Source organism: Phytobacter diazotrophicus (genome assembly GCF_052061655.1).
Classification (GTDB): Bacteria; Pseudomonadota; Gammaproteobacteria; order Enterobacterales; family Enterobacteriaceae; genus Phytobacter; species Phytobacter diazotrophicus.
This window is the reverse complement of the sequence record NZ_CM125428.1, coordinates 1,322,124-1,345,816: the sequence shown is the minus strand read 5'-3', so window position 1 is coordinate 1,345,816 and position 23,693 is coordinate 1,322,124. Positions and strand designations below refer to the sequence as shown.

The following is a 23,693-nucleotide window of genomic DNA, read 5'->3' as shown; positions in this document are numbered from 1 at the left end:
GAATCAAAAAGGCCGAAGCCCTCTTCCCATTATTTCCGCACTGAGCCACATCACAACCGATGCGGTGACAAGAATCGCCCCACCCGCCAGCGCGAGCGTCGTCCAGCCAACCTGCTTCCATAGGGCGGGGGCTTTATTCGCACTCAATTTCACCGCCAGTTGACGAAAACTGTGCACCAGCAGCGCCAGCGTCGAGATTGTCAATGATGTCCCGGCCGCCATCGCCATCGCCGAGGCAACACCCCAGCCGAAAACGCCAATCACCTTACTGAACAGCAGTACCATAATGGCCCCGGAACAGGGCCGCATCCCCATCGAGAGAATGATCATCAAACGCGCGCGCCAGTCGTCGCCCTGCTGTAGCTGCTCCGCCGTGGGCAGATGCTGATGTCCACAACCGCAGTGTTCATGATGCTCATGGTGGGGCGTAAACGCGGTAAATGTAGGTTTGCGTAACAGGCCGCGGAGTTTATTGACAGCACGCCAGCAGAGCAACAGGCCCAGCACCCCCACCAGCGCGTAGCTAAATTTCTCCAGCCAGAAGCTGCTTAAATGAAGCTGACGGGCCGGTAGCGCCAGTACGCTCAATACGACAAACACCAGCGTCACCGCCACCATCCCTTGCAGTAAGGAAGAAGCCAGCGTCAGCCCAATACTGGATTTCAGGCGTGAAGGATGCGTTGCAAGCCAGGTGGTGATCACCACCTTGCCATGCCCCGGCCCGAGCGCATGCAGTACGCCATACATAAAGCTCACCATCAGCAGAGCCCCCCCCGCAGTAGTCGGGTTTTCTGCCACGGCCTGAATCAGGGCACTCATTTGCCGGTTAAACGCACGCTGCCAGCCGACACTTTCACGCAGTACCTGCGGCCAGACGTGCCAGAGCCAGAAGACGCCCGCCAGCGCGAGCACGATAAAGAGGGCCAGAGGCCACCACTGCCGCCAGCGCCGCAGCGGTCGGCGTGTTGTGTTAATTACGGACATTGTACCGTCACCGTCTGCGCGAACTGTTTACCCAACTGCATGTCTTCCTCCGGCGCATCCGCTTTATCCAGCGATTGTGCATAGTTCAGCACATCTTCCCCCGGCTTCGGTGTTTTAACTGTAAGTTTGCATGTCTTCTGTACAACATCCGGCAGCGTGGCATCGCTCTCACTGGCGTAACTCATGTCGACAAAATAGGTCGGATCATAGGTGGAAAAAGTATACGTCTGCCCGCTCAGCGGCTGTGGTTCTGCCAGCGGCAACACAAAGGTTAACACTGCCTTATGCCCTTCCCTCGCAAGGCCATAGCTTAAGGGTCGATTTTGAAATTTCACTTTTTGCCCGTTATGCCAGACTTCGGTGAAGTAATGCTGCCCCAGTACATTGGCCATCACTTCCGCCGCCAGCTTTTTCCAGATCTCGTCACCCGGTTTGGCATCACCCGCATCATAGAGGAGATCGGCGGAGGTAATTTCATCCATCGTCCAGCGCATATTCAGCCCGGTCCATTGCCCGTTATCCACCACAAGCTGCATTTTTATGCGGATGAAACTGTGCGGATGCGCCAGCGCACTGAATGATAAAAATGCGAGAAAGAGCCCAAAAGCGCATTGTTTAACTGCTTGCATGTGTTCCTCACGAGAAAAATTCTGTGATGCTCTCCGGCAATCCTGAAGGAAAGGGCTGCGGCTGCGCTTTCACCAGACATACCTTTAGCTATTCTTATCAAACAACCTTACTGGAGCCTGACAGATGACTATAGAAATGACACCGCCATCTGTGCTCTCCAGTCCGCAGCGCCGCTGCCAGGTGCTTTTGATGCTCGCACTCCCAGGGCACACTGTCACCACGGAAATCATACGTGCCATGAATGGCGTGGATGAAGAGGTCACCCGGCAGGATATTGCCGAGACCGACCATGAGATCCAGCGTTTTCATCGGCTGACTATTACGTCCCGACAGGACGGCAGCTACCGGATTGAAGGCACAGCACTCGACCAACGTTTATGCCTGTTGCAATGGCTCCGGCGTGGGCTGCGCTTATGTCCCCATTTTATCACTCAACAGTATGCGCCAGCGCTCAAAGCCGCCCTTAAACAACAGGGGGTTGCCCGCACGCTGTATGACGACACCAATTTGCGCGCGTTGATTAACCTCTGCGCCCGGCGCTTAGAACGGTCATTTGAATGCCGCGACATTCAGTTTCTGCGTCTCTATCTCCAGTACTGCCTGCTGCAAAGTCACTACGGTTTTACGCCGGAGTTTAACCCGGTTCAGCAGGCATGGACACAGATGCGCGCAGAATACGCAGCGGCGCATGAAATCGTGCGTCACTGGCGCCGTCGTGTTACCGCGTTACCTCCCGGTAACGAACATGCCTTTCTCTCGCTGCTGTTTATGATGTTGCGTACCCCGGACCCACTGAACGACAGCCAGCAACAGGATAAACGCCTGCAACAAGCCATTGCGCATATGATTGCCCGTTTTCGCGCGCTTGCCGGGCTGCGTTTCAGCGATGAGCAAGGGCTGGCGGCACAGCTTTATGTTCACCTGGCCCAGGCGCTGGATCGTAATCTCTTTGGAATTGGTATTGATGACAGCCTGCAGGAGGAGATTTTCCGTCTTTATCCACGGCTGGTACGCACCGCGCGCGAGGCGTTATTGGTGGTGGAAAAAGAATACGGCCTGCGTTTTAGCGACGAGGAAGCGGGCCTGGTGGCGGTCATCTTCGGGGCATGGCTAATGCAGGAAAGCGACCTGCATGAAAAACAGGTCGTACTGCTTACCGGCCACGAGCCAGAGCGCGAACAGGAAATTGAATTGCAACTGCGCGAACTCACGCTGCTGCCGCTCAATATTAAGTATTTGTCGCTACAGGACTTTCAGAAACAGGGGGCGCCACGCGATGTCACGCTGATCGTGACCCCGTACACAACTCCACTCCCCCTCTTTTCACCGCCGCTGATCCATGCGGATCGCCCGCTGACCGGTCATCAGCAGGCGCATATCCGTGAAATGCTTGAAGCTTAAGGCTGAGCGGCAACCTTCGGGCGCAAAAACAGTGCAGGCACTGCCAGTAGCGCCATCACCCAGAACAGCCCCTGATGCAGATGCTGGAATAAGAATCCGGAAAACATGGTCATCACCGCAATACTTCCGCCCATCGCGATGGCCGAATAGACAGCCTGCAGACGAATTATCTCATTGTCTTTGCGGGCAGCGATGTAGCGCATACCGGCCAGATGGCAGACGGTAAAGGTACCGCAGTGCAGAATTTGTACGACGATAAGCCACGACAGATCGGTCGTCCATCCCATCAGGCCCCAACGCACCAGCCCACAAACAGCAGACAGTAAAAGCAAATCGCGGGCGCTAAAGCGGCGGAACAACCGGTTACTGAGCGTAAAGACAACGACTTCTGCGACCACCCCAAGTGACCAGAGATAGCCCACCGTTGAAGCGGAATACCCCGCTTCCTGCCAGTAGATGGCACTGAAACCATAGTAGGCAGCGTGCGCCCCCTGCAGTAGCGAAACGCAAACCAGGAAACGCCAGCTTTTTACGACCAGGTCGCGCCATGCCTTCCAGCCGGTGGCATCCTGATGGCGGGTATCTCCCTGCGGTAAAATCGACGGGCGTAGCAGCATTCCCAGCAGCATAGAAGCAACCCCCAGCGTCAGCATCGCCAGCACCGCACGATAATCAAATTCGCTAACCAGTTTTCCGGTTGCCGCCGAGCCAATCACAAAGGCGATAGAGCCCCAGACGCGAACCCGACCGTAGTCCATGGGAAACTGTTTCTGCCAGGTGTTGGCAAGCGCATCCGTCAAGGGAACCAGCGGCGAGAAAAAGAGGTTAAAACCGATAATCACTACCATGAGCCAGGCCACATTCGTCCCGGCCCAAAAGGCGAGCGCGAACACCAGCGTCATCAACGCAAGGAGACGTAAGGCGTTAATAAGAAGTGAGGGGTTACTGACGCGAGGTGCGATAAGCAGGCTGCCGAGGAAACGGGCTACCAGGCCTGCACCGAGCAAGATCCCGATGGTTTCCGGCGTGAGTCCTGTGCCTTTGAGCCAGACGCTCCAGAAGGGCAAAAAGATGCCGTAACTAAAAAAGTAGGTGAAATAAGCGAGCGCCAGCCAGCGCGTGGACTGCAAAACCATGATTCCCTCCTGAATGAGGCGATAGTCTGGAGGTAAATCAATAAACTGGCAAGTAACAGTTATATAACAGATTGGGGAGGCGTGTTATTCCCTTACCGTTAGCGGATATAGGAATCCAGCACACTCAGCACCACGTCAAGGTCGGCTTCACGTTTAACTTCGTCATTTTCATGAACGATATGATCGGTCAAATGTCCTTTAATAACCTCACGCATCAAACCGTTAACCGCCCCGCGAATGGCCGCGATTTGCTGCAAAACCTGTGCGCATTCATGCGGTTCATCAAGCATCTTTTTCAGCGCCGCAACTTGCCCTTCAATCTTACTCGCCCGTGCTTTGAGCTTTCTTTTATCCCGAATGGTATGCGACATACTGACCTCATTTTCGCGTCTGCTGAGTGGAAAAATCATATCACAGAACAACTGGGGGGGAGTTTCTTTCTACTGGGGGATAGTATTTTTTACTGGGGGGGAGTAGATTTAAAAGAGATAACAATTAGCGAGAATTATTCTCATGACCGATTTTGCGACCCTCTTTCAGCAGGGAAATGGCTGGTTTTTCATACCGAGCGCCATTCTGCTCGGCGCGCTGCACGGCCTTGAACCGGGGCATTCAAAAACGATGATGGCAGCCTTTATCGTGGCGATCAAAGGCACCGTTAAACAGGCCGTTATGCTCGGTCTTGCGGCTACGCTGTCTCATACGGCGGTGGTCTGGCTTATCGCGATGGGCGGGATGTTTATCAGCCGTCGGTTCACTGCCGAGGCCGTTGAGCCGTGGATGCAGATGATCTCAGCAGTGATTATTCTGGGGACAGCCGCATGGATGTTCTGGCGTACCTGGCAAGGTGAGCGCCAGTGGCATGCGGGTCACCACCATGATCATCACCACGATCATGACCACCATCACGATCATCCGCATCCCCACCCTCATGCTCAAGGTTTGATTTTCCAGCCTGCACAAGCCGCCAGCCTGAGCCTGCGCCAGCCGGTGATCCTCTCTGCGCGGAAAGTGGAGAAACAAGAAGAGTATCGTGACGCGCACGAACTGGCCCATGCCCGGGATATCGAGCGCCGCTTTAACGGCACAAAGGTGACCAACGGGCAAATTCTGCTGTTTGGCCTGACAGGTGGACTCATCCCCTGCCCGGCAGCGATTACCGTGCTGCTGATCTGTATTCAGCTTAAGGCGTTAACGCTGGGCGCTACGATGGTGGTGTGTTTCAGTATCGGTCTGGCATTAACCCTGGTTGCGGTGGGCGTGGGAGCGGCAGTGAGTGTGCAACATGCAGCGAAACGCTGGTCAGGATTCAATACTCTTGCGCGGCGCGCGCCCTATTTCTCAAACGTATTGATTGCACTGGTAGGGATTTATATGGGCGTTCACGGCTATTTCACCCTGCGATAAGGCAAAAAAATGCCCGCAAGATGCGGGCATTTTTGTATGCTTTCAGGGCTTATGCATAAACAGGGAAGCGTGCGCAGATATCCAGAACTTTACCTTTGACGCGCTCGATAACCGCTTCATCATTGATGTTGTCCAGTACATCACACATCCAGCCAGCCAGCTCTTTCACTTCCGCTTCTTTAAAGCCGCGACGGGTTACCGCCGGAGAACCAATACGGATACCGGAAGTGACAAACGGGCTTTTCGGATCGTTCGGCACGCTGTTTTTGTTAACGGTGATGTTGGCGCGGCCCAGCGCAGCGTCTGCTTCTTTACCGGTCAGGTTTTTGTCCACCAGATCCAGCAGGAACAGATGGTTTTCCGTACCGCCGGAGACCACTTTGTAGCCACGGTTCAGGAACACTTCCACCATTGCTTTCGCGTTCTTAGCAACCTGCTGCTGGTAGACTTTGAACTCTGGCTCCATCGCTTCTTTCAGCGCGACGGCTTTCGCGGCGATGACGTGCATCAGCGGGCCGCCCTGTGCGCTTGGGAACACAGCGGAGTTCAGTTTTTTGTACAGATCTTCGTTACCGCCTTTCGCCAGGATCAGGCCACCGCGCGGACCCGCCAGGGTTTTGTGCGTGGTCGTCGTGACGACGTGAGCGTGTGGAACCGGGTTCGGGTAAACGCCTGCCGCAATCAGACCGGCAACGTGGGCCATGTCAACGAACAGGTATGCGCCGATGCTGTCTGCGATTTCACGCATTTTTGCCCAGTCAACGATACCGGAGTAAGCAGAGAAACCACCGATGATCATCTTCGGTTTGTGTTCCTGAGCCTGCTTCGCCATGTCTTCATAGTCAATTTTACCGGACTCATCGATACCGTAAGGGATGATGTTGTACAGTTTACCGGAGAAGTTAACCGGGGAGCCGTGAGTCAGGTGGCCGCCCTGTGCCAGGTTCATACCCAGAACAGTATCGCCCGGTTGCAGCAGCGCGGTGTAGACCGCGAAGTTAGCCTGAGAACCGGAGTGCGGCTGCACGTTCGCATAGTCAGCGCCGAACAGCTCTTTTGCACGGTCGATAGCCAGTTGTTCAACGATATCGACATACTCGCAACCGCCATAGTAGCGTTTGCCCGGATAACCTTCGGCATATTTGTTGGTCAGCTGAGAGCCCTGTGCCTGCATTACACGCGGGCTGGTGTAGTTCTCGGAGGCGATCAGTTCAATGTGTTCTTCCTGACGTACTTTTTCCTGCTCCATAGCCTGCCACAGTTCGGCATCATAATCGGCAATGTTCATTTCACGTTTTAACATCCGCATCTCCTGCTCAGCTAACAATAAAGCAACTCAAATTTGAGGGCCCGTTTTGGGGAACGGCTCACAGTATAACTGATTCATATCGCGATAACAGGTCTTGACAAAGGTTTTTACGCAAACGATTGGCTGCGCGCCAGACAAGGGTTTGAGAGATAATGCACTTTGCCTTTGCAACGGAATTCTTTTCACGTTTGTGATGCAACTTCTTCACGTTTGAAATTCATCACCGCAGCCGCTTCCCTCTTTACAACTCCGCTGCCTCACCTATAAGATGCATTTTAAATGCATCTTATAAATCACCTGACAGGAAGCGACTATGCTTGACGTTCAAACCATCGAGACAGTGAAAGCCACCATTCCTCTGCTGCTGGAAACCGGTCCAAAACTGACCGCCCATTTTTACGACCGGATGTTTACGCACAATCCCGAACTCAAAGACATTTTTAACATGAGCAATCAGCGTAACGGCGATCAGCGCGAAGCGTTGTTCAACGCTATTGCGGCCTATGCCAGCAACCTTGATAACCTCGCCGCGTTACTGCCTGCGGTGGAAAAGATTGCCCAAAAACATACCAGTTTTCAGATCCAGCCTGCGCAATACGACATTGTTGGCCATCATCTGCTGGCGACCCTTGATGAGATGTTCAGCCCAGGCCAGAAAGTCCTCGACGCATGGGGTAAAGCTTATGGGGTATTGGCTGGCGTCTTTATTCAGCGAGAAGCGCAACTGTATGATGAAAATGCGAGCAAAACCGGCGGCTGGGAAGGAACGCGCCCGTTTCGTCTGGTGGAAAAAACCGGGCAAAGCACGTTAATCACCAGTTTTGAATTCGCCCCTGTTGATGGGCAACCCGTTGCTGATTTCCGTCCGGGACAATACATCGGCATCTGGCTCAAACCGGAAGAATTTGCTTATCAGGAAATCCGCCAGTACTCCCTGACACGCGCCCCTGACGGTAAACATTATCGTATTGCGGTTAAACGTGAAGAAGGTGGGCAGGTCTCAACCTGGCTGCATCAGCGCGCGCAGGTCGGCGACGTGGTACATCTGGTGGCCCCGGCAGGCGACTTCTTTATGAATGTCGAGGGCAACACCCCGGTTACGCTCATCTCCGCAGGCGTCGGCCAGACACCAATGCTGGCGATGCTCGATACACTCGCCCGGACTGGGCATAAAGCTCAGGTAAACTGGTTCCATGCAGCAGAAAATGGCGATGTTCACGCCTTTGCCGATGAGGTGAAAACACTGAGCAGCAAACTGCCTCGCGTGACGTCTCATGTCTGGTACCGCGCGCCTACCCATTTTGATAAGCAGGCGCAGGCCTTTGATAGCGAAGGGTTGATGGATCTGAGTAAGCACGAGTCAGCATTCAGCGATCCGGCCATGCAGTTTTATCTTTGTGGCCCGGTGGCGTTTATGCAGTTTGCCGCGAAGCAACTGGTCGGGTTGGGGATGAAGGCAGAGAACATTCATTACGAATGTTTTGGCCCCCACAAGGTGCTGTAAGAGCAGGAGGAATAGCCCTCACCCGACAGGGTGAGGGAGAGGATCAGATAGCCGCGTCGTCTTCTTCGCCGGTACGGATACGTACCACGCGGGCAACATCAAAGACAAAAATCTTACCGTCGCCGATTTTACCGGTCTGGGCCGTGCGGATAATGGTATCTACGCAGGTCTCAACGATATCATCGGTGACAACGATTTCGATTTTTACTTTCGGCAGAAAGTCCACCATGTACTCTGCACCACGGTACAGTTCGGTATGGCCTTTCTGGCGACCAAACCCTTTCACTTCGGTCACCGTCATCCCGGTAATGCCGACTTCGGCCAGCGCTTCACGCACGTCATCCAGTTTGAAAGGTTTAATAATTGCATCAATCTTTTTCATGGTTGGTCCTTAAAAACGCTTGCCAGTAAGCTACTTCGTAATCGGTTGCTCACACTACCATATTCACTACGCCATTACTCTTTAAAGTCGTTGGCATCCAGCTCATGGCGCGAGAGCAATTTGTAAAATTCAGTACGGTTGCGCCCGGCCATCCTCGCCGCGTGGGTGACGTTACCTTTGGTGATTTGCAGCAGCTTGCGCAGGTAATTGAGCTCAAACTGATTCCGTGCCTCCACAAACGTGGGCAGGGCCGTGTTCTCACCTTCCAGCGCCTGCTCAACCAGCGCGTCGCTGATGACCGGCGATGAGGTCAGCGCTACACATTGCTCAATGACGTTGACCAGTTGGCGCACGTTACCCGGCCAGCCTGCGGTCATCAGCCGTTTCAACGCATCGGTGGAAAAAGCGCGCACAAAGGGTTTATGTCTGTCAGCCGCCTGACGCAATAGATGGTTGGCCAGCAGAGGGATATCCTCCGCACGTTCCGCCAGCGCCGGGATTTTGAGGTTAACCACATTCAGGCGATAAAACAGGTCTTCACGAAATTCGCCGCGCGCCATTGCTTTGGGCAGGTCGCGGTGGGTCGCGGAGATAATCCGCACATTGATGTCGATATCACGGTTGCTGCCGAGCGGCCGGACTTTGCGTTCCTGCAACACACGCAGCAGTTTAACCTGTAACGGAATGGGCATATCGCCGATTTCATCAAGAAACAGCGTACCGCCTTCTGCCGCCTGGAAAAGCCCCTCACGGCTGCTGACCGCGCCGGTAAAGGCACCGCGCGCGTGACCAAAGAGTTCAGATTCCAGCAACTGCTCCGGTAACGCACCACAGTTGATGGCGATAAAGGCATTTTTGCTGCGCGGACTGGCATTGTGGATCGCCTGCGCCAGGATCTCTTTCCCGGTCCCGCTCTGGCCGTTAATCAGCACGCTGACATCAGACTGCGCCACCATTCTCGCCTGCTCAAGCAGGCGCAGCATGACCGGGCTGCGGGTAATGATCGTATCGCGCCACTGATCGTCTGAGGCGGGTGCAGAGTGCTCCAGCGCATCGTCAATCGCCTTGTACAATGCATCTTTATCGACCGGCTTGGTCAGGAAGCTGAACACCCCCTGCTGCGTTGCGGCGACCGCATCCGGAATGGAACCATGCGCGGTGAGAATAATGACGGGCATACCCGGCTGCACCTTCTGGATCTCCGTGAACAGTTGCATACCGTCCATCTCATCCATACGCAGGTCGCTGATGACCAGGTCCACTTTCTCGCGAGCCAGCACGCGAAGCCCCTCCTGCCCGCTCTCGGCAGTGACAATGCTGTAGCCTTCACTGGTCAGGCGCAAACCAAGCAGTTTTAACAGGCCCGGATCGTCATCCACCAGCAGCAGATGGGCAGGTTTTCGGCTGGTCATGGTTTCGCGTCCTCTTGTTTCGTTTCGGTCCTTGCGGGGCGCGCGCTATCCGGTAGATCATTGCCCGCCGGTTTGCGGCTGGAGAGTCGACGTTCTATATCGGTCAGGTTTTCCAGTTTGCGCGTGGTCGTGTCCAGTTGCTCACGCAGAAATTGTTGCTGCTGGCGTAAGGTATCCAGCTCGGCATCCGTCGACTGCTGGAGCTTGCCATAACGGCCACGCTCTTCTGCAAGCTGGAGCTGTGATGTCTGACCGTCGCGCCAGAGCTGATAAAGCGGACGCACAGGTGCAGGAATTTGCGGGCTTAACACATCAAGACGCGTGATATTCTCACGCCGTTCCAGTGGGGTAATTTTCGCACTCGACAGTAAAATGCCGCGCTTAAAGGCGTCCTGCCACGTATCGTCGGGCCAGACGCGCGCCTCAGCACGCGCTTCTGCTGGCGCCAGGCGCCCGGCACAATCCATACTGCGCAGCCAGAATAACGGGTTGGTATCGAAAGCCTGGCCGGTTAATGACCAGATATTACCGCAGTCCGTCAGCAGGAAATCGGCCAGTTGATGTTCCGGAAGCTGCTCTTCGAATTGTTCATGTACAGCATGCTCAGGCGTCTGGGATACACAACCCGCCAGTAGCAGGCCGGGTAATGCACGAAGCATTTTCTTAGGCAACAACACCGCGCCAGCCACGCGGGAAAAAACGTGCGACATACTCACCTGATTTCGCTTCATTTGTTGGATTTTTCCGACGCATTAAGCGGTAGCTCAATGCGAAAACAGACATCTGCATGATCGACGTCCACCAGATGCAACTCGCCGTGCATACGGCGAACGCAGTCTCTGGCGATACTTAACCCCAGGCCACTCCCCTTCACCGCGCCTTTTCGCTGATGGCTCCCCTGAAAAAAGGGTTCAAAAATCATACTGCGTTCCGCCTCAGGAATCGGCGTACCGGTATTGGATATCTCAATACGCAGCCGCGAGCCTGCAAGATAGCTGTGAATATAAATGTTACCGGATTCAGCCCCATAGTGCACCGCGTTCGAATAAAGATTATCCAGCACGCTCATCAGCAACATCGGCTCAGACCAGCATGAAGCCGCATCCAGCACAACCTCGGTATGCATCATTTTAGCTCGCGCGGGCAAACTGTGAGCCGTAAGAACCATATCCACCAGCGGCTCGATCTCAACGTCTTCCAGCTCAACCGCGCCATCCGCCAGTTTCCGGTTATAGTCGAGTAATTGTTCAATCAGTTTTTGCAGATTACGGCTGCTGTCATCGAGGATAGCCACCACCTCTTCCTGCTCCACTGTTAACGGCCCGACGACCTGATCGGCAAGCAGTTCCGTCCCTTCACGCATGCTGGCAAGCGGGGTTTTCAATTCATGAGAGATATGGCGTAAAAATTGATGACGCTGTGATTCAAGCCAGGAAAGGCGTTCACTTAGCCAGATGATGCGTTCCCCCACGTAGCGCAACTCACGCGGGCCTTTAAAGACTACCGTATGCCCAAGGGAACGCCCTTCCCCCAACCGGTTGATCATCCGTTCAATGCCCTTCACCGGGCCGATAATCATCCGTGTAAACAGCAGAACCATCGCGAGGCTAACCAGAAACAGCACCAGTGCCTGCCAGCCGAAGAACTGACCGCGCTCGGCAATTTCCTGCTGCAACTGCTGTCCACGGGAAAACACCACCTGCCGCGTTGACTGCACCATCTCGGTATTCGCCGCCGCAAAGGCTTCGAGTCGTGCGGATGCCTCTGCGGTTGGGCCACTGCTTTTGCACTGTAACTGAGCGAGATCGTTCAAATCCTGACGCAGCGCCTGGTAGAGTTTTTCGTCCGGTAACACGCCTGCATGGGCATCCAGCATCTCGCTGTAGCGTTTACGTTGGCTCTGATACACCTTTGACAGGGTTGCGTCGTCCAGCACACAGTACTGACGGTAACTGCGTTCCATTTCCAGCGCGGCATTGGTCATCGCCTCGCTGCGTCGGGCATCGATAAGCGTGGTGCGATTCGTTTGTGCCGCCTGGGCGCTCAGGGCATTCAGGCTTTGCCATGCCTGCCAGGCAAGCACCAACAAAGGCAATAAGATCAGTAAGAACGCCATCATAACGACCTGGCGTAGGGAGCGGGGAAAAATGGGCCAGCGTTTCAACGCAATACTCTCGCAAATCGGGTTTAACAGGATGCTAGCTGAGTAATGTGCTACGGGGAAGCCAGAAAAAGCAAAGCCGGGTATAAACCCGGCTTTGCTTAGAAATTAGGCGGTGCCTAACTCGACGTTTCGCCCGATATCTGAAAAAGCGAACTTTTATCAGCAGTTGGACGGCAGGCACCTTTAAGTGCGTCATTCGAAGTTTATGTAGCACGTCCCGAAGGGGCTGACATAAGGAGGTGAATGAGCCACTGGTTATTATTATGCAACACTTATGCCAAAACGCAAAACAAAATATTAACTAACTGAAATATAAGAAGTTAACAACATTCTGGCATTAAATAGCGGTTGAATGATTTTCACGCTAAGTGTCTCCGATCAGCAACACCCTTTTATCCCAAACTCATCCACCATATAAATCAAACACTTAAATGTCTCCTTTTGGAGACATCAGAACGGTGGCTTTGTCGCGGTTTCCCGACACTGCAACATGACACAGATAACATTTAAAACATCCGCGCCAGAATCATAATCAGCAGCACAAGGATAAGCACCCAGAAGAAACGTAAAGGGGAACGAGAATTATCAGGCACCTGACCGGCATGAACATCAGGCTGCGCGTCGGAATGCAGCTCCCCTGTCGCCGGTGATGTCGCCTTTTGCGTTGCCTGCTGCTGCGCGGTTTGTTCCAGAACGGGTGGCGGGGCTTCTTGTGCCTGCCACCAGTTATCACGTGGCGATTCCCCACGAGCGGCTTTTGCCCGGAACAACTTCTTGTTCAGCGCTGTAATTCGCCCCGGCTGGGTTGTGTATCCATATTGCCGTTTTAAGTCGGTGACCTGCTTTTGCAAAGCAATGCCCTTCTCAGGCGCCACCATTGCCACGAAATTAGCATAGCCTTCAAGGCTCGCCATCAGCTCGCCCGGTCCCCAGCGTTTCCCTTCCATTCCATCTTTTGCAATCTGAAACAGCAATGCGCGAAAGCGTTTTAGCGTTTTGCGATCCACGGAGGGCTTTTCATTCACCACAATACCGGTGACTTCCTGCTTTTGCGGCTTGCGCATTACCCGGGTTTTCTCAGGGTGGATCTTAAAACCTTCATCCTGAACAATTTGCTTGCAGCGCCATAATAGCTGTTGCACATTGGCGGACGGCTGCGCACTGGAAAAGGTCATGTCGTCAGCATAACGGGTGTAAACAAAGCCAAGCTTCTGTGCCATTGCCTGCAAACGGCTGTCGAGACGACGGCAGATGATGTTGGAAATCGCCGGACTGGTTGGCGCGCCCTGCGGCAGGAAACGGGCGTCTTCCTGCACAAACCAGGTCTCGCCATCCAACGCGACCTGTTCAACCTCTGGTTCAGTGGTTAACAATGCCAGTTGCGTGGCCAGTTGCTCGGCATAACCTAACTGGCGAAATAAACCTTTTACCCGGCGGTAATTCACCGTCGGGAAGAAGTTTTCCATATCCAGATTGACCACTATCGCCTGGTTCACATGCGGCAGCGCATTACTCAAAATGCTGCGCCCGGTAACAAAACCGTGGGCCGCTTCGTGTAACTTCACCCGATTCAGAATGTTTTCCAGAATCCAGTACTGCGCGCGCTTCATACGTGGCATAGGCGCCGAAATCAGTCGCTCATCGCCATTTTTTTTGGCGAGGGAAAAACGCCGGTAATGGTTTACTCGGGAGATGTTTTTCTGGAAGCAAAGAAAACGCAGCTCATTAATCGTGATGCCCATGGCGGCGGCCAGCGCCTGGCTGTCTGCAAGCTCGGGCAAGTTCTGCACCTGCAATCGGGCTGTATTGTGGGCGGTGTCGGCGAGGCCAAATGAAACCCCCTCCCCCAGCCAGGTTATCTCTGTTTGCTGCTTTTGATGCCATTGCAACGCACGCGCATAGCGCGCTTCGTTACGGGCAATGCGGGTTTGCTCGCGTTTCTCCAGGGCCGCTTTTTTGCGCGTCTTGTGCAATTCCCGCAATGCTTTTTGCGGGTCATCATAAAGCCGTTGTTTCTGCCCCAGCTCCGCAAGCTGTTTCTGTAACGCCGCACGTTGAGCAATAAATTCTGCGGTGAGAGCGGGTTTATCCTGCGTTTCGTCCCAGAAACCCAGACGGATCATTTCAGCGAGGATGTACTCCTCTTTACTGGTTTCTCGGATACGCTCGTAAATTTGCTGGCGGGTCAGCTTTGAAGATTCAGACATAACGAACGCCCCCTGACCGTGATGGACAAGAGAATACAGGGATGACCGGGAGGGATAGCGGCGTGGCGAATAAGGCCTTCGAAGAGTTCCTGGTACTGAGGTTATCCACTCGACGCAGAGTGGAGTACCTGTCACTCATTGGCTTCGTTGAAGCCATACTGCAATAGTGACAGGTACTCACACTCTGCCCAGTGAAGATGGCATCAGTGACGCGTGGGCAGTCATAAAACCTGAATGGCGATCCACCATCCGGGATGCAAGGTTTCCTTGCCACGCCGCTATTAACGTCGAGTATAACAGCAGAAAAAGTCCTTTTCATCATGCTTTTACCTTTGCTGCCAGCCGCAATGCCAGCATATGTTCACACGGACCACGACGCAGTCGGTTCTGATGGAAATAGTGACAATTGCACTCACCCACCGTCAGCCGCTGGTCTGTATCCAGCATCAGGGAAACGTTGTACCGTACGGCATTATCCAGAACCTGACCGCGCATTTGCGTTCCAGAGGCATTACTCAAGGCGCTTTCTACCTGCACCAGGCCAGCGTTGACGAAGTTGATAGCCTTCTCTTCCCGTTCGTTGCTAAAGCGCAGTTGTTCCAGTGGGATCGGCTCGCGGCAGAGCGCGCGAATACGATAAAGATCTTTGTTAAGATCATAGAGCACCTGGCCATGTTGGCTGTAGGCTGCCAGCGCCGCTTTTACTATGCTTTCGTCCAGCCCCAGCTCGGTGGCAAGAGCAGCGCATGAAGCCATATGGTGCCTGCTCAGTGCCTGATAAACCCGCTCCAGCGTCAGGGTATCGACTGCCTGGCGCGGCGCGAGCAAATCAAAATTGCCCTGGGCCGACCAGTCATTCGCGCTCCAGCCGGACAGGCCGAGCGTAAAACTCATCGCCCCTAAATCTGCGGTCCAGAAGGAAGGCATACCATCGTCGAGAAGGCAGACATCGAATTTTTCGGCAACGGGGATGAGACGTTCAAGAATGTGCAGTCTTCGCCGTCCCCAGACACGTATGGAACGCGGCTGATCGCCCTTGTAGAGCGAACGTGGGCAGACCAGCGTTTCATTCCACGGCTCAAAAATGATTTTGACGGGCTGCCCCGGCGTCAGCTCAAAACGCAGCGAGCGCGGCCCGCCACGCTCTTTCTTACGCCTGAGACGAAAGCAAATATTGTGCATATCCATGGGTGCGAGCGAAAATTTCACCATCGGCAGGGTCATCGCCGAGCTGACCTGTAAAAAACCGCGCACCCAACTGTCCGGCAGATCGATCTTCTTCTCTTCACACTCGCTGCCGGCAGTCTGAATGGCGAAGCCGTCCGGATCAATTTTCAACTGCGTCGGGTGATAATCACGGATTTTCTGAAATGCCTGATAGAGCCCTTCGGAGTAGTCGATATTAGTGGTGCCGTAAGCATGGTCGCTAATATTGTCGAACACATCGTAATGACAGCTCAATTTTCCATAGCTTGACTCGTCTTCGGAAAAGCATTCAAAGAAGACTTCGTCGGGATGTACGGTGATGACAGGATCCAACACATACCAGGCGTCAATATCGTTTTTATAGAGATAATCGAAATAGGCTTTTTGCGCCTGATGATAAGGTGCAAGCAATGTTGCAGCCTCTTTGTTCAGCACATGTAATCGCCCGCTAATTTCATTCGCTTCTTGCTCAAGCAGGCTTTTCTGCGCAATAAATTCCGCTAATAACCGCTGTTCTTCTCCCGCCAGCCAGCGCCGATACTCAGTTTTATCTTTCGGCTGAAAACGCATGTCCGATACCACCACGTTATGCAGCGCGGAGATGGCCTCGCGAAACGCCAGTTTCTGCCTGAGCTCACCGACGAAGAACGCCGGTGGGCGAAGGCTATCTGGCGAGAACGTCAAACCAGCTTCCGAGGCCTGACTCTTTCCCTGATAACGATAACTAACCTGCATGAGGCGCTCCTTGTTCGGGTCGGGCAATAATTTCCAGCGGCAAATTCAAATGGGGATACTGTTTTTGCAGTTGAAGCATGGCCTTGATCAGCGGTGCTTTGTCTTTCTGCACAACTGTCAGCGACAGACGAGTCAGCAATGACGCCACCATCTCAAGCACCAACGGGCTGGCAGCCGCCTGCTGCGTAAGAAACGCAAGCGTTCTGTCTTTAGCGACACGCCCACGGTTAACCTGGGAAAGGATTGTCAGGAAACAAGGTTTCAGCGCCAGGATGACGTCGGGCTTTCCGGCTGCGTACTCTTCAAAAAAATGGGTCACAAAGGTCTGTACTGTCAATGACGGATGCTGACTCAGCTTTAACAGGTACGCTTCCCCCTGCTCGCGCTGGAAGAACGTTTGTAACAGTTCCCGACCGTAAGCCTGCACATCGTCGCGGTTGCTGTCGCAGACCTTGACGATCAGCTCCGGGGTCCAGCCTTGGGAGGGGTAGTTCTGGCGGAAATACGCAAAACCAAATTCTCGGGTTGCGGGCCAGTCACTTTCCAGTAGCTCCAGCGCAGCACTGCTCTGTTCGCGGACAACATCTACATGTGAGGTGAAAGCCCTCAACGCATAATCACGAACATGATGGTCAGGATGATTTGCCAACGCCACCCATTGATTCACACTCCACGCCAGCGGAGAACGGGCCAGAAGACACTCACATCCCAGACTTTGTGCTGCCAGCGATCTGGCATGAATCAGCCGCCAGATGGTGTCCTTGTCCAGGGACATCAGGCAGGCATTAAGCTTGTGCGTGAAGAACGTTAACAGCGCCTGGTGTGCGCCTTCGTGGGCTTCTTTTTTAAAGACTAAGGGGAATAATCCCGCAAAGACCTCAGCAGCATGCTGCTCTGCCAGTTGCCCCAGTAGCATGTAACAGGCTTGCCGCTCTTCTGCCTCACCGCACTGGAGCAGATCAATTAGCTGCGGTAACTGCAGCAAGACCAATTCCGGATTTTGTTTGCCTAACAGCGCGATGCCCGCGGCGCGGATAGCCGCGACAGGCGAGTTGTGAATCTGAACCAGCAGGGCTTGCGAAAGCGGGCTCTGCGCCAAATCGGAACTCACCAACAACCGGGCGGCTAAAAGCTGCACACCCGTATCGGGATGGGCGAGCAGCTCGCTGAAATTCTCAATCGTCAGCGACGGGGCCATGGCAGACAGATGGCTCACCAGGCACATCGACAACCAGAGGGCATGTTGCTCAGAAAAGGTGGTCTGCGCGTCGGTAAGCCGGAGCAAAAGCGCCCGCGTTAACGTCTGCTGTTGCGAGGCGGTCAGAGGCTGCCGGGAAAAACGCTCTTCTAACCACGCGCTGATCTGCGCATCGTCAGCCAGCAAAAGCGCGGTAACCGGTTCGGCTTCGTCAAACAGTGCGCTAATGCTGTTTAAATGGGTCAGCGCCAGGCTGCGCGCTTGCGGGTGGACACTGTTAATCAGCCCCAGCAGCAGCTCAGGAGTGAGCGAACGCGCAGTAAGAAGCGAGAGCACAAAATCGGCAATGAGCGGGAACGGACGAGCCAGCAACTGCACCAGTTGGCTATCGGTGAGGGCCTTGCAGAAGGAGGCATTATCTTTCATTGCCCTGAGCGCAAACGTGCAAACGGCTTCACTCTCGCTCAGGCACAATAACGTCAGCAGTGCGTCAGGGCGTTGATCCCAGAGTAGTGGAAATGCCTCGGCGCGGCGTTCATCCTTTTCATCGTTGACCCGAATCCATAACGCTCTCTGCCTGTGGCGCTGATAGTGAGGGTGATGTAAGCGCAGAACGGCGTTCCACGCGAAGAGATGCGCATCGCAGGCGAAGACGCCTGAATCACTCTGCTTTTCTGGCACCAGGCATTCTTTTTTATACTGGAGCAGAAGCGCGCAGGCCATATCGACATAGCGAGCGTCGCCACGGGCGCCGAGACGCCGCAGGGCACGCCAGCTACGACGCCGCAGGTAGTCGCGCGTTTTACGCGAATAGGCCAGCCTGCTATCGTCGCGCAGAAGTTCCTGGCTGGGTTTCAGATAGCCCACGCCGTTCACCCAGACGCCGTCCCACTGGGCAGAATAAAATTCCCGCGTAGTATCAAAACGCCAGGCCAGCAGGGCAAACACTGGCGCATCCAGGCGGAACTCGGCCATTTTGAACAGGTAGCGCACACCTTTAAACAGATTAGGGCGCAGAGGCAGAACGTATAGCAGACGAATCAGGCCTTGATGCAATAGCGGGTTGTCCAGCGCTACCCGATAGAGCGTTTTCAGTAATGTACTCGCGTTGGGATTCTGGTCATTAATGTGGCGCTGAAGTTGCGTATCGATTGCCACGGTATCACCAACGGCTAACGCCTGGGACAGATCTGATGGTAATGAGGCCAGCAAGTTTTGCCGCAGCACAGCGATATCGTCATCGTCACCCAGACGCAGATACACTTCATAAGCAAGGTTGTTTAATGGCGGATATGGGTTTTCAAGAAAGGGTCTCACACGCGCCAGGTTGTGCTGATTTCCCGTGCGCCCCAGCGTCCAGAGGCGGGCGTAATTTTCCAGCCAGTGATGTTCCTCGTTAAGCCCCTTTTCCAGCCAGTCTGCCAGCATAGCGTTCGGCTGCTGAGGGAGTCGCCATATGCTTCGGGCTCGTTGTTCGCTCTCTTTAATGCGATCGATTTGGCGTATTAAGGTGTGTAACGAAGAAGAGAAAGCGCTGACAGCGGAGGGGGAAAGTGAACCGGCCTCAACGTAGCCTTTGTTGGTTTTCGCAACCACCACGCTTGCGAAAATAGCCTCGGCATTTGTGAAATCAACGGGGGCAGGCGTTTTTGTCCCTTCCCGTAACGTGCCGCCACGCCGTCCGTAGCGAAAATTCACCCAGTAACGATTCACCTCGTTGCCAGGCTGTTCACAGAGATCCACCTCATAGACCTTGTCTGAGGCTCCCTGCGTAAAGGTTAATTTTACCTTTTTAATCAGCTTCATAACCGTTCCCTTCCCTGTTAGCGCCGGAAACGATTGTACTCAATATCGCCAGTTCTGTCTTTTAGATAAGCAATCGGAAAGAGGAAGCACGCCCGACCATGCGGGCCGGGCGTGCTGGATGGGGTTAACCTAACTGCTTACGCGCATTGCGGAAGATACGCATCCACGGGCTGTCCTCACCCCAGTTTTCCGGGTGCCAGGAGTTAGAAACCGTACGGAACACACGCTCCGGATGCGGCATCATCAGCGTCACGCGACCACTTTCGTTGGTAACCGCGGTAATACCGTTTGGCGAACCGTTCGGGTTAGCCGGGTAGGTTTGGGTCACTTTACCGAAGTTATCGACAAAGCGCAGCGCCACCAGACCTTTGCTTTCAAGCTGAGCCAGATGTGCGTCGTCACGCACTTCCACGCGGCCTTCACCGTGGGAAACCGCGATAGGCATTTGCGAACCCACCATACCCTGCAGCAGCAGCGACGGACTTTGGGTCACTTCGACCAGGCTGAAACGCGCTTCGAAGCGGTCAGAGTGGTTACGCACAAAGCGTGGCCACAACTCACTGCCCGGCACCAGCTCACGCAGGTTAGACATCATCTGGCAGCCGTTACATACGCCCAGCGCCAGCGTCTGCGGACGGTGGAAGAAGGTTTCGAACTCATCACGCACGCGGTTGTTGAACAGAATCGATTTCGCCCAACCTTCACCCGCGCCCAGTACGTCACCGTAAGAGAAGCCGCCACAGGCAACCAGCGCCTGGAAATCTTCCAGACCGGTACGCCCGGCCAGCAGATCGCTCATATGGACGTCGATGGCATCAAAGCCCGCACGGTAAAACGCTGCCGCCATCTCCACATGGGAGTTAACGCCCTGCTCACGCAGTACCGCCACTTTCGGGCGCGCGCCGGTCGCAATATAGGGTGCCGCAATGTCTTCGTTAATATCGAAAGAGAGCTTCACGTTCAGGCCCGGATCGCTATCGTTGGCTTTCGCCTGATGCTCTTCGTCAGCACATTCCGGGTTGTCACGCAGGCGCTGCATCTGCCAGGTGGTCTCTGCCCACCACATACGCAGGGTGGTACGACTTTCGCTGAACACAGCCTGACCTGCCGCCTCGATAACAAACCGATCGCTCGCCGTGGCCTGACCCAGGTAGTGAACACAATCCGCCAGACCGTTTGCCGCCAGCAGCGCTTCTACAGCTTCACGGTCCGCGGCACGAACCTGAATGACGCCACCCAGTTCTTCGTTAAACAGCGCCGCCAGATGATCCTGGCCCAGTGCGGCGATATCCACATTCACACCGCAGTGACCGGCAAACGCCATTTCGGCCAGCGTCACCAGCAGACCACCGTCGGAACGGTCATGCCAGGCCAGCAGTTTGCCCTCTGCCACCAGCGCCTGCATCGCATTCCAGAAACCTTTCAGTTGCTGGACATCACGCACATCGGCAGTTTTATCGCCCAGTTGACGGTAAACCTGCGCCAGCGCGGTTGCGCCCAGCGCATTGTGGCCTTTACCCAAATCAATCAACAGCAGGGCGTTGTCTTCGGTAGAAAGTTGCGGCGTCACGGTACGACGCACATCTTCGACGCGGGCAAAAGCGGTGATCACCAGCGACAGCGGCGAGGTCATCTCGCGCTGCTCGTGACCTTCCTGCCAGCGGGTCTTCATCGACATGGAGTCTTTACCCACCGGAATGGTCAGGCCCAGCGCCGGGCAGAGTTCCTCACCCACGGCTTTTACCGCGTCGTACAACCCGGCGTCTTCACCCGGATGACCGGCTGCGGACATCCAGTTTGCCGAGAGCTTAATGCGGTTGAGTTCACCGATTTGCGTGGCCGCCATGTTGGTCAGAGACTCACCGACCGCCAGACGGGCAGAGGCGGCGAAGTCCAGCAGTGCCACCGGCGCACGTTCGCCGATGGACATCGCTTCGCCGTAGTAGCTGTCCAGGCTGGCGGTGGTCACCGCACAGTTAGCGACAGGCACCTGCCACGGGCCAACCATCTGATCGCGCGACACCATACCGGTGACGGTACGGTCGCCGATGGTCACCAGGAAGGTTTTCTCGGCGACGGCAGGCAGATGCAGCACACGGTTTACCGCGTCAGCAATGGAAATGTCACGTGAATCGATGGCTTCACCGGCCGCTTTACGTGTCTGCACGTCGCGGGTCATTTTTGGGGTTTTACCCAGCAGCACATCCAGCGGCAAATCGATCGGCTGGTTGTCGAAGTGGCTGTCGCTCATGGTCAGATGTTGCTCTGCCACGGCTTCACCAATCACTGCGTACGGGGCGCGTTCGCGGCGGCAAAGTTCATCAAACAGCGGTAACTGATCGGCCGCAACGGACAGGACATAACGTTCCTGGGATTCGTTACACCAGATTTCCAGCGGGCTCATCCCCGGTTCGTCGCTAAGGATGTCGCGCAACTGGAATTTACCACCGCGCCCGCCATCGCTTACCAGTTCCGGCATGGCGTTGGACAGACCGCCCGCCCCCACGTCATGGATAAACTGGATCGGGTTGGCATCACCCAGTTGCCAGCAGCGGTCAATCACTTCCTGGCAACGACGCTCCATTTCCGGGTTGTCACGCTGGACGGAAGCAAAATCCAGGTCCGCGTCAGACTGGCCGGAGGCCATGGAGGAGGCAGCGCCACCGCCTAAACCGATGTTCATCGCCGGGCCGCCGAGGACGATCAGTTTCGCGCCAACGGTGATCTCACCTTTTTGTACGTGATCGGCGCGAATGTTGCCGATACCGCCTGCCAGCATGATCGGTTTGTGATAGCCACGCAGCTCTTCGCCGTTGTGGCTGTTCACTTTCTCTTCGTAAGTACGGAAGTAGCCGGTCAGCGCCGGACGGCCGAATTCGTTGTTAAACGCCGCGCCACCGAGTGGGCCTTCGGTCATGATATCCAGCGCAGAAACGATACGTTCCGGCTTACCGAAATCTTCTTCCCACGGCTGTTCAAAACCCGGAATACGCAGGTTAGAAACGGAGAAGCCCACCAGACCCGCTTTCGGCTTCGCGCCACGCCCGGTCGCCCCTTCGTCACGGATTTCACCACCAGAACCGGTTGCCGCGCCCGGCCACGGAGAAATCGCCGTCGGGTGGTTGTGGGTTTCCACTTTCATCAGAATGTGCGCCGCTTCCTGGTGGAAGTCATAACGACCATTCTCGTGGTCAGCGAAGAAACGCCCGACCTCAGAACCTTCCATCACCGCGGCGTTGTCTTTATAGGCAGACAGCACATAGTCCGGGGTTTTCTCGAAGGTGTTTTTGATCATCTTAAACAGCGATTTTGGCTGCTGTTCGCCGTCAATCACCCAGTCGGCGTTGAAAATTTTATGACGGCAGTGTTCAGAGTTCGCCTGCGCGAACATGTAGAGTTCGATATCATTCGGGTTGCGGCCAAGGCGGCTAAACGCATCCTGCAGATAATCAATTTCGTCTTCCGCCAGTGCCAGACCGAGACGCACGTTAGCGTCGATCAGCGCCTGACGCCCTTCACCCAACAAATCCACACTTTGCACCGGCGCAGGCTGATGATGTTCAAACAGGCGTGCCGCATCCGCTTCGGCGGTAAATACGGTCTCCATCATGCGGTCATGCAGTTCAGCCGCCACGCTTGCCCATTGCGCTTCGGTCAGCGTTGAGGCCTCAACATAGTAAGCCACGCCGCGCTCAAGGCGATTGATTTTGCCAAGGTCGCAGTTGTGCGCGATATCCGTTGCTTTAGAAGACCAGGGGGAGATGGTGCCAGGGCGGGGCGTAACGAGAAGTAATTTTCCGGTTGGGGTATGGCTGCTCAAGTTCGGACCATATTTCAGCAGGCGTTGCAGCCGCGTGAGCTCTTCCTCGTTCAGCCGATCGTTCACATCGGCAAAATGGACATACTCAGCGTAAATATTGCTCACCGGGAGCCGGGCTGCCTGAAAACGCGCCAGCAGTTTGTTGATACGAAATGCGGACAGTGCAGGCGAACCACGCAGAATTTCCATCATAAGTCTCTCGTCTTCGAAGCTTTAAGTGTGCATCAGGGGGAAAACGGGCGTCATTATAGAGAATCCTGAGCGGTGACGAAACCGTTTGCGTCGAAATAAAATCATGAGTGGCATTTGGCAGCAAACCGTAGCGGCTTCGCTAATTAGTTGCCAACTGGCGTATTGTTGCGCAAAATGCCGCTCAACGACCGATAAACATC

Annotated in this window: 16 protein-coding genes; 3 read left to right on the top strand and 13 right to left on the bottom strand. The window is 54.8% G+C overall.

The annotated features are described in order from the left end of the window. Positions 1-3: 3 nt before the first annotated feature. Together ACS0RQ_RS06625 and ACS0RQ_RS06620 are read right to left on the bottom strand one after the other, a co-directional pair. The gene (locus tag ACS0RQ_RS06625) at positions 4-984 is read right to left on the bottom strand and encodes a nickel/cobalt transporter (protein ID WP_271849582.1); all 981 of its coding nucleotides are present in this window, start codon (positions 982-984) and stop codon (positions 4-6) included. Beyond that, positions 975-1,613: a DUF1007 family protein gene (locus ACS0RQ_RS06620; RefSeq protein WP_132439070.1), complete on the bottom strand. Its 639-nt coding sequence runs from the start codon at positions 1,611-1,613 to the stop codon at positions 975-977. The genes ACS0RQ_RS06625 and ACS0RQ_RS06620 overlap by 10 nt, the downstream gene beginning before the upstream one ends. A 124-nt stretch (positions 1,614-1,737) precedes the next feature. On the opposite strand from ACS0RQ_RS06620, the gene csiE reads away from it, so the two are divergent. After that, on the top strand, positions 1,738-3,015 hold the full coding sequence (gene csiE / locus ACS0RQ_RS06615) for a stationary phase inducible protein CsiE (RefSeq protein ID WP_271849581.1): 1,278 nt from the start codon (positions 1,738-1,740) through the stop codon (positions 3,013-3,015). On the opposite strand, the gene ACS0RQ_RS06610 is transcribed toward csiE, so the two are convergent. Together ACS0RQ_RS06610 and rcnR are read right to left on the bottom strand one after the other, a co-directional pair. Continuing rightward, positions 3,012-4,151 carry a 3-phenylpropionate MFS transporter gene (locus tag ACS0RQ_RS06610; protein ID WP_271849580.1) on the bottom strand — a complete coding sequence of 380 codons (1,140 nt, stop codon included), beginning with the start codon at positions 4,149-4,151 and terminating at the stop codon, positions 3,012-3,014. The genes csiE and ACS0RQ_RS06610 overlap by 4 nt on opposite strands. 98 nt (positions 4,152-4,249) lie before the next feature. Next, on the bottom strand, positions 4,250-4,522 hold the full coding sequence (gene rcnR / locus ACS0RQ_RS06605) for a Ni(II)/Co(II)-binding transcriptional repressor RcnR (protein WP_039079645.1): 273 nt from the start codon (positions 4,520-4,522) through the stop codon (positions 4,250-4,252). Positions 4,523-4,664: 142 nt separating this feature from the next. Here rcnR and ACS0RQ_RS06600 point away from each other — a divergent pair, with 142 nt between their 5' ends. Beyond that, positions 4,665-5,558: a nickel/cobalt efflux protein RcnA gene (locus ACS0RQ_RS06600; protein ID WP_271849579.1), complete on the top strand. Its 894-nt coding sequence runs from the start codon at positions 4,665-4,667 to the stop codon at positions 5,556-5,558. Between the two features lie 49 nt (positions 5,559-5,607). Here ACS0RQ_RS06600 and glyA read toward each other — a convergent pair whose 3' ends face one another. Further along, a complete protein-coding gene (gene glyA, locus ACS0RQ_RS06595; RefSeq protein ID WP_271849578.1) occupies positions 5,608-6,861 on the bottom strand; it encodes a serine hydroxymethyltransferase in 1,254 nt (417 codons plus the stop codon). Positions 6,862-7,180: 319 nt separating this feature from the next. Here glyA and hmpA point away from each other — a divergent pair, with 319 nt between their 5' ends. Further along, positions 7,181-8,371, top strand: a complete 1,191-nt coding sequence (gene hmpA, locus ACS0RQ_RS06590) for an NO-inducible flavohemoprotein (protein ID WP_271849577.1) — start codon at positions 7,181-7,183, stop codon at positions 8,369-8,371. Between the two features lie 43 nt (positions 8,372-8,414). Here the strand turns inward: hmpA and glnB are convergent, their stop codons facing one another. The 8 genes from glnB to purL form a co-directional block, all read right to left on the bottom strand. Beyond that, entirely contained in the window at positions 8,415-8,753 is a 339-nt protein-coding gene (gene glnB, locus ACS0RQ_RS06585) for a nitrogen regulatory protein P-II (protein WP_024549981.1), read from the bottom strand. Positions 8,754-8,827: 74 nt separating this feature from the next. Further along, positions 8,828-10,165, bottom strand: coding sequence for a two-component system response regulator GlrR (gene glrR, locus ACS0RQ_RS06580; protein ID WP_271849576.1), 1,338 nt, complete (start codon positions 10,163-10,165; stop codon positions 8,828-8,830). Beyond that, entirely contained in the window at positions 10,162-10,896 is a 735-nt protein-coding gene (gene qseG / locus ACS0RQ_RS06575) for a two-component system QseEF-associated lipoprotein QseG (RefSeq protein ID WP_271849575.1), read from the bottom strand. The genes glrR and qseG overlap by 4 nt, the downstream gene beginning before the upstream one ends. Next, positions 10,893-12,329: a two component system sensor histidine kinase QseE/GlrK gene (gene qseE, locus ACS0RQ_RS06570; protein WP_039079787.1), complete on the bottom strand. Its 1,437-nt coding sequence runs from the start codon at positions 12,327-12,329 to the stop codon at positions 10,893-10,895. The genes qseG and qseE overlap by 4 nt, the downstream gene beginning before the upstream one ends. 506 nt (positions 12,330-12,835) lie before the next feature. Further along, positions 12,836-14,536 (bottom strand): reverse transcriptase family protein, encoded by a 1,701-nt coding sequence (locus ACS0RQ_RS06565; RefSeq protein WP_271849574.1) that lies wholly within the window; start codon positions 14,534-14,536, stop codon positions 12,836-12,838. 318 nt (positions 14,537-14,854) lie between these two features. After that, the gene (locus tag ACS0RQ_RS06560; RefSeq protein ID WP_271849573.1) at positions 14,855-16,477 is read right to left on the bottom strand and encodes a hypothetical protein; all 1,623 of its coding nucleotides are present in this window, start codon (positions 16,475-16,477) and stop codon (positions 14,855-14,857) included. Beyond that, entirely contained in the window at positions 16,467-19,481 is a 3,015-nt protein-coding gene (locus ACS0RQ_RS06555) for a hypothetical protein (protein WP_271849572.1), read from the bottom strand. Before ACS0RQ_RS06555 ends, ACS0RQ_RS06560 begins: the two co-directional genes overlap by 11 nt. 124 nt (positions 19,482-19,605) lie before the next feature. Then, positions 19,606-23,493, bottom strand: coding sequence for a phosphoribosylformylglycinamidine synthase (purL, locus tag ACS0RQ_RS06550; protein WP_271849571.1), 3,888 nt, complete (start codon positions 23,491-23,493; stop codon positions 19,606-19,608). Between the last annotated feature and the right edge of the window lie 200 nt (positions 23,494-23,693).